Annotated in this window: 5 protein-coding genes; all 5 read left to right on the top strand. The window is 57.0% G+C overall.

Going from position 1 to position 7,506, the window contains the following annotated elements:
• Positions 1–1,026: glycoside hydrolase family 19 protein (locus RN01_RS34325; RefSeq protein WP_369799866.1), on the top strand; the 1,026-nt coding region annotated here is incomplete at its 5' end.
• A gap of 5 nt (positions 1,027–1,031) precedes the next feature.
• A complete protein-coding gene (locus RN01_RS33955; protein ID WP_326998553.1) occupies positions 1,032–1,922 on the top strand; it encodes a tetratricopeptide repeat protein in 891 nt (296 codons plus the stop codon).
• A gap of 524 nt (positions 1,923–2,446) precedes the next feature.
• Positions 2,447–2,704, top strand: a complete 258-nt coding sequence (locus RN01_RS17085) for a PAAR domain-containing protein (protein ID WP_008644479.1) — start codon at positions 2,447–2,449, stop codon at positions 2,702–2,704.
• Positions 2,705–3,946 (top strand): hypothetical protein, encoded by a 1,242-nt coding sequence (locus RN01_RS17080; protein WP_024570743.1) that lies wholly within the window; start codon positions 2,705–2,707, stop codon positions 3,944–3,946.
• Positions 3,943–7,413 (top strand): ImcF-related family protein, encoded by a 3,471-nt coding sequence (locus RN01_RS17075; RefSeq protein ID WP_024570742.1) that lies wholly within the window; start codon positions 3,943–3,945, stop codon positions 7,411–7,413. The genes RN01_RS17080 and RN01_RS17075 overlap by 4 nt, the downstream gene beginning before the upstream one ends.
• Positions 7,414–7,506 lie beyond the last annotated feature (93 nt).

The raw sequence follows: 7,506 nt of genomic DNA, 5'->3' as shown, positions 1-7,506 counted from the left end.
CACGAAAGCGAATGGGCTAACCCGGTCAAGTGGAGGCACCTTATCCAGGAAATTGAGACACGAACCGGGCCGCAAGTCCAGCATGAGGCCGAGCAGAAGCGTATCGAGAAGCTGGTCTGGTGGGATGAGGTGAAGGCCGGTGTGAGTGATCTGCCGGGATCGGATGTGTTTCATATTCATCCGATTGGGATGGTGGGGAATTTTGCAAGGGAAAACTGCAAGGCTCTGGAAATTACCACCGATATGCTGAAACAGGTAGCTCGAGCAACATCGGATGAGCTGCTTGATGAGTACGTTAGCCCTCTAAATCGTGCTTTTGTCGATCACAGATTCGATTCTTGTATATCTCAGGGGCATTTTCTTGCGCAAATTCTTCACGAAAGTGGTGAGTTCAAATTCACCAAAGAACTCGGTGGAGCGAAAACATATGACCCTTGGCGTGGCCGCGGGTTAATGCAGATAACTTTTGAAAAGAACTACAAAGAATATCAGGCCTATTCCGGAGTGGATTGCACATCCAATCAGATGGCCATGGCTGAACTTGAGAAATCAAATCATGCATTGTTGTCTGCAGCCTGGTTTTATATTGTTAAGGCAGGATTGCGTGATCCAAGTAATGCCGACGATTTTATTTGGATTACTAGAGTTATTAATGGTGGATTTAATGGATACGATGACCGCCTTAAATATTTCAACCGGGCAGTACAGTCCCTAAATCTTCAGGGTTGCCTCAAACTCAACAGAGATGGCAAGTATCGATTCGAGGAAAGTCGTGCCTACAACGAGAAGAGGGCATCTTGCGCATGGGGCATATGGAACGACTCTGGGCTTGGCAAAGGCGGAATAGCGAGGAAAAGTAACGATGAGGCGAAGAAGGGGTACAAACGCTATCTGGAACTCGACTTGGCAGCGGGAAGCCCAGTAGATGTAGCCGGCCAGCCAAAAGACAAGAATTGGTATGGAATATCTGGCTCGGTTAAAACATACGTGCAGAACAGACTTGCAGCATTGGAGGCTTCATCGTGAAATCAATGTTGAGCTTCCGTCAGATATATTATCTTTTCCCTTTTTTCTTGTTCCTGCTAGCTGACGGTGGAGGTTATGCATTGGCTCTGGCCAATCCAGCTGACTTCGATCTGGTAGGTGATTTTGAAAACAACGGAATGCCAGGAAGAATAATATATCGCGATAGTGGGGGCGGAATTTATGTTGAATATAAATCACAGTTCCTAAATAAGACGTTCAAATATTCTATTGATAAATTTGATGAGTGTAGTTCCATGTCAATTTACAAAATTCAAAATACTCGTCGAATCGCGATTGACGGTAGTTGTTCAAGTAATGGTGGACAAATATACAGGGATGTATATGAATGGAACTCAAATTACTCGAATTGGTGCCTTGTTAGGCGGGTTACGGGTGAGCGTGCCGATGTTGTTAATGAAAAATATTATTCGTCAGAGAGAGTGGCTAGAGTTTCTGGTTGCGCGACCATTGGGTCAACCGGCTCATATGGATATGAATCAGTCGTAGATGTCCGCAAGAAGATTCAAGCTAATCTAAGTGCCTTTCGGCAGGCAAGTAGAGGCAAGGATACCCTAAGAGCCTATTTGTCCTCGATGGCGCCTTATGACGTATCTGAGCTTGCTGAGTATGTTGATTCAGATAATGTGGCAGATTTCAATAATATTGCGTATTTCTTGATAGAAAATGGAAGATCTGGTGATGCTATAGCTCTCCTGGAGGAAATAGTAAAAGAATTTCCAGATCGAATCGTCGCAAAATTGAATCTGGCGGACGCCTACTGGAATGTCGATATTGGTCGGAAGGCAAGGAAATTATATGGCCAATATTATGACGGTATGATTTCGAAAAATATGGGCGGTAGAATTCCATCTCGAGTTATTGAGAGAATTAAATAGAGGTGATTGCTTTGTGTTGGGGGCTTATTATAGCTATATATAATATATTAATACTCGGAAAAATATGAGTGGAAGTGGTACGCCTTGCATTTTTCGCATCTGCCGTGATGCCGAGCAAAAGGACTCTTCCGGTAAATGATAAATCTCAAATGGAATTCTCCGGTCCTCTTCATGGTCAGGATCAGAAAGTATCTGGGAAAGGCTGGAGGCGGGCGACGTTAATAAAGTCGCGAGGGGAGGTGGTGGAACTCCTGTCCTCCGAGAGAATGACCTCCACGGGAGGTGCCTTCTTTTCTGGTGCAGATTATTCTCGTGTATCGCCCAACGGAAGATATGTCGTCCTGCCAACTATCAAGGCTCGTGGTCGGTGATAGTCCCGCGCGGGTAACAAGTTACGTAGCCAGTCGACAGTGTTGCCCGGTAGTTGATACGAAAACCTATTGCATTTTTGCTAATAATTTTGTGCCGCAAAGATGTCATCCTTGATCGCAAAGGTTGAAAAATAACCAAGTAGGAATGAATACGTGAAAAACCTTGCATGCGAAAACGACGACACGACCCACGGCGGCAAGATCCTGACGGGCTCCGACCGCATTAAGGTGAAGGGGCGGCGGGCCGCCCGTGTTGGCGACATCGTGTCGTGCCCGATTCATGGGGACAATCCGATTACCTCAGGAAGCGCCCGCATGACCGACGCTGGTGTTCCTTTGGCACGGGATGGAGACCAAACCGAATGCGGCAGCGTCCTGATTGCTACCTCGGAAGGCGCGACGGTTCGATAGATGCCTGTCGATTTTGCGAGAGTTCCGCCGCGCGTCGCGGTGCCGGAGTCGCCTCAACCGTCGGTGGTGGTGTGGGCGCTGCTGTTCGTGGTCATCATGGGGGCCGGGGCCGCGCTCACCATTACGTCGTGGCCTGCTGGGAAGCCGCTTGATGCGTTTTTCTGGCTTTGCTGTGTCGCCTATGCGCCGTTTCTGTGGGCATTCCTACTCTGTCTATACCTTGGGCACGGTCATCTGCGATGCCGTCAGACCATTGCCGACAATGCCGCCAGTGACAAGATTGACGTCGAATGTCACGCGGAGGCCAGCGTGCCCCTCGCGGTGCTTGGGCATGGCTGGTGTTTTGCTGGTGACGAGAAAGAGGACGATGTCGATGGCATCGTCAGCGGCGCGACACAATTGGGCTTGAGATCCAGTGGCGCGGAGCCCGGTACTGATGTGCAGGCGCGCTGGCTGGAGATACCCGGTAAACCGCTTCCCCCTGGCAACGCGCAGACCGAGTTCGTTCGCCAACAGGTAATCACTGACTGGCTGCTTGGCAGACTGGTCGAGCGGATCAGCGCAGGTTTGCTGGTGTTGCCGGCGGGTTGCTCCCTTCACGTGCATCTGAGCCTGCAAGCCTTGTGCGAAGTGGAAGAGGTGCGTCTTGGCCTAGCGAAGCTCATTTCGGCTACCACCCCCGCATTGCGAGTGACCACTACTGTGAGCGCAAACGAGATGCCACTGTCTGAGGCAGATGTGTGGCACGACGGATTGGCGGCGCACGATGCGCATTTGCTGTTAGCGGTGCGGCTTCGTCCCGCCATTAGCCAGCGGTTGGAGGACGGAGTGGCGGAGGCTGGTGTGGCCTTGCTGGTGACTCGACCCGAACTCGCTCGCAGTGCGTCGCCTTTGATGGCGCCGCTGTTCTTGCATCGGCCAGCCATCGACTCGCTTGAGAACGCGGGCCAGGCTGCGCATCTTGCCGTGCGCTGGGGAAAAGCTGCGGCCCCACAAGCCCAAGCAATTTGGGCTCATGCGCTGACAGAGGGTGCGGTGCGGCAGATCAAGGGCGTGTCTGCGTTCGATCCGCATGCGCCATGGTTCGATATCGATGCTGCGGTTGGCGACTGCGCTAGCGCCGGAGCCTGGCTTGCCACGGTGCTTGCTATCGAATACGCCTCTCGCACCGAATCCCCGCAGATTGTTGTTTCCCAAAACGATGACCACATCGTCGCCTTAGTGTGCAGAAAGCAGGTATGAGCGATAACAATCCCAAACTATCCGCAGAGTTCTATCTTGGCGTAGCCCTGTTTCTTGTCTATGTCGCATTGGCACTGACGGCGCCGCTTCTGGTGTCTGAACGGCGCTGGACGACTGAGTGGTTGGTGATCACGGAACTGTGCCTGCTGGTACTGTTGCTACTCGGGCTGGTATTCCTGAAGGTGTTGCACGCTGTTCTCTTGTGGATTGCCAGCACGAAAGCTATTCGATATTTGCGGGCGCATTTGCAGCAGAAGCACAGTCTCGGTGCTGCTGCAAATGCCGGACAATTAAGTCTGGACGCTAAGGAGCAGTGCCGAGCATTGCGCGAGGCGCTGCGTGCGCATTGGGGTTGGCGTTGGCGCTTTCGCCAGCCGTGGCTGCTGCTCACATGCAACGATACGGCTATTGCTCGCCTCCTGCCAGGCCTCGTTACCTCCGGATGGTTATTGACCGACGATGGCGTACTGCTGTGGTCCGGGGCCAGCCAGAGCGGTCAGCCGGACGTCGCGTGGCTCAAGCAGCTCTACAAGTTGCGACGCCACCGTCCAGTGGATGCGGTGATCGCTGTAACCGACGGCGAGGCGTATCTTCCGAGCCAGCGCCACGGCACTCATCCCTATGGCATGAGTCTCGCGCGTGTCGTAAAGGCCCTGCGGTGGTCGGCGCCGGTCTACATGCTGGATGTGGCGGCAACGAACGCTGCAGGCAGCAGCAACTCGCCGGTCGTCGCCTGTGAATTGTCGAATCACGCTGATGCGACCGCCATCGAGGTAGCACTGCGGTCACTAGGCGGCCAGTTGGCGCAGCGTGGCATGGCGCAGCTAGCTCACGGGGATCGCAATTCCTACCTTGCCAAACTATCCCAGCAACTCGATACCCGCAGCAAGGCGCTGATTGACTGGAGCGCCGGTCTGACTGCTCGCCAGCGTTGGGCCATTCCCATTCGTGGCATCGCCTTTGCCCCATACCCCTCGGGGACGAGCACTCAGCCCGAGATGCTAGACAGTGCCAATCTGCCGCACTGGCGCTACCTCAGTGAGGCGGCTCGCCGCCAGCCCGGCAAGCGAATCGGCTGGCACCCGATGACGGTGTGTGCTGGATTCGCGCTGGCGGCAGTCGGCTTGTGGTTCGCAGGCATGCTGGCATCAAGCTGGTTCAACAGCCGGGATGTTCATGCTGCGCAGCAAGCCGTCACGGAAATCCGTTCGGCACCGGACGCAGCCGCCCGCCTGCATGCACTGCTGGCCCTGCAGCAGCAGATCGAGCGCTACGAATACCGCACGCAGCAGCACGCGCCGCTGCTGACCCGCTTCGGCCTGAACCGTGACGCCGATGTGCTGGCTGCACTGTGGCAGCCCTACGCGAAGGCCAGCCGTGAGATGCTTGTCACGCCGGTGCAGCAGAATCTGGAGGCGACGCTGGTGGACCTCGGCCAGTTGCAGACTTCGACGCTGGACGACAAGACCAGCCGGTGGGCGCTCGGCGGTCGTGACGACCTCAAAGCCTACCTGATGCTGGCCCATCCGGAGCGCACCGAGCCTGATTTCCTTGCCAGGCGTCTCACGCAGGACTGGTCCACCGAAGCCCGCATCACTCAGGGAGAGAAACAGGATCTGGCCGAGCGTCTGTTCAAGTTCTACGCCGAGCACCTGAAGGCCAATCCGGACTGGAAGATCGAGCCCCGCCCCGAACTGGTGGCCGGTGCGCGCCAGACGCTGCTGGCGGTCATCGGCGCGCGCAGTGCCCAGGAGACGCTGTACCGGGGCATCCTGAACGGCGCCGGCAACAAGTATCCGGACCTGACGCTGCCGTCGCTGACCGCTGGTACGGATACGCGCGGCCTGCTGCGATCCACCGCCGCTGTACCGGGCGTTTATACGCGCCAGGCGTACGAAGGTTATGTGGCGGATGCGATTGACGCCGCCGCCACGCGTCGCGATGTCGCCGCAGACTGGGTACTGACCGGCAGCCAGGTGGCTGCCGTCACGGCTACCAAATCCGCCGACGAACTGCGCGCGGCCCTGACCGAGCAGTACTTCGCCGAGTATGCCGCGCACTGGCAGGACTTCATGAACAGCCTGCAGTGGGAGTCAGCGGCCACCTTGCCCGCCGCCATCGACCAGCTCAAGCTGCTGGCCGATGCGCGCCAATCCCCGGCGATTGCGTTGATGAAGTCGCTTGCCTACCAGGGCGGCGCGGGTGTGCAGAAGACTTCCCTGTCGGACGCGCTGGTGAGCAAGGCCAAGGACATCCTTGGCAAGAAGGACGACGCGCCCGACAGCGCGAAGGCGGCCCCGACCGGCCCGCTGGACGCCGCGTTTGGCCCGGTGCTGCGCCTGGCGGGACACCCCGGCCAAGCAGTGCAAGGTGGCAACAACGACCTCAGTCTGCAGCGGTATCTGGACCGGATCACGGCCTTGCGCCTGCACCTGCAACAAGTCAGTACCGGCGCCGACGCGGATGACCGGGCCCGCCAGATGGCGCAGGCGATGTTCCGGGGCACGAGTTCGGATCTGGCCGATACGCAGGCCTACGCGCAACTGGTCGCGGCGAGCCTCGGCGCGGAATGGGCGGGCATGGGCGAAGCGCTGTTTGTGCGTCCGGTTGCGCAGGCGACGCAGACCATCGTGCTGCCAGCACAGGCCAGTCTGAACGACGTTTGGCAGCGGTTCATTGTCGCGGAGTGGAATCGGATCTTCGCCGGGCGCTATCCATTCGCCAACACGACCAACGACGCCTCACTGCCAGAACTCGCGCAGTTCCTGCGTCCGCAGGGTGGCACGATCCAGACGTTCCTGGCCACCCAGCTCGCAGGGGTGCTGGAGTTGCAAGGCGATCAATGGATGCCTGCAGCCGGCGCGCGTGGCATCACGTTTGACCCGGAATTCCTCAAGACCATCAACATCCTGCAGCGCATCGGCGCCCACATGCTGGTTCAAGGCGACCCGCAGTATCGCTTCGAACTCAAGCCGATCGCGACGCCGGGACTCACCGATACGAAGCTCACCATCGACGGGCAGAAGCTGCATTACTACAACCAGCGTGAAACCTGGATACGGATGACCTGGCCTGCGAGCAACCTCCAAGACCCGGGCACGCTTCTGCAATGGCAAACCGAGAAGGCAGGCACCAACAAGAACTATGAATATGGCGGACGCTTTGCGCTGCTGCGCATGATCGGACACGGCCACATTGTCCCGATCGATAGCGCCACAGTGCAGATCACGTGGCCTGCTGTGCCGGATACACGTGGCCCCTTGGAAGAATCCACCGACGTGCAGTCTGGCAAGGCGCCTTACGAGATTCGCTTCCTGATGCGTAGCGAAGCTGGCCAAGGGGTATTGGAGTTGCTGCCCCTGAGGGGTCTCAAGCTGCCGCAGCGCGTGTTCTTGGTTGGCAAAGGCGGCGCAGCAGTGGATTTGCCTTCGCCCGCAGCACGGAATGCTAAACGCGGAGGCGTGTGATGAACACGAGGATGATCGGGGTCACAGCACTTCGCCCATGTCCGTTCTCCGCAGGGGCGCCTGACGCCGGCGATGGAAGCGTCTGGCTATGCG

It is taken from the genome of Cupriavidus sp. SHE (assembly GCF_000812445.1).
Taxonomy (GTDB): domain Bacteria; phylum Pseudomonadota; class Gammaproteobacteria; order Burkholderiales; family Burkholderiaceae; genus Cupriavidus; species Cupriavidus metallidurans.
This window is presented reverse-complemented; position numbering and strand designations above follow the sequence as displayed.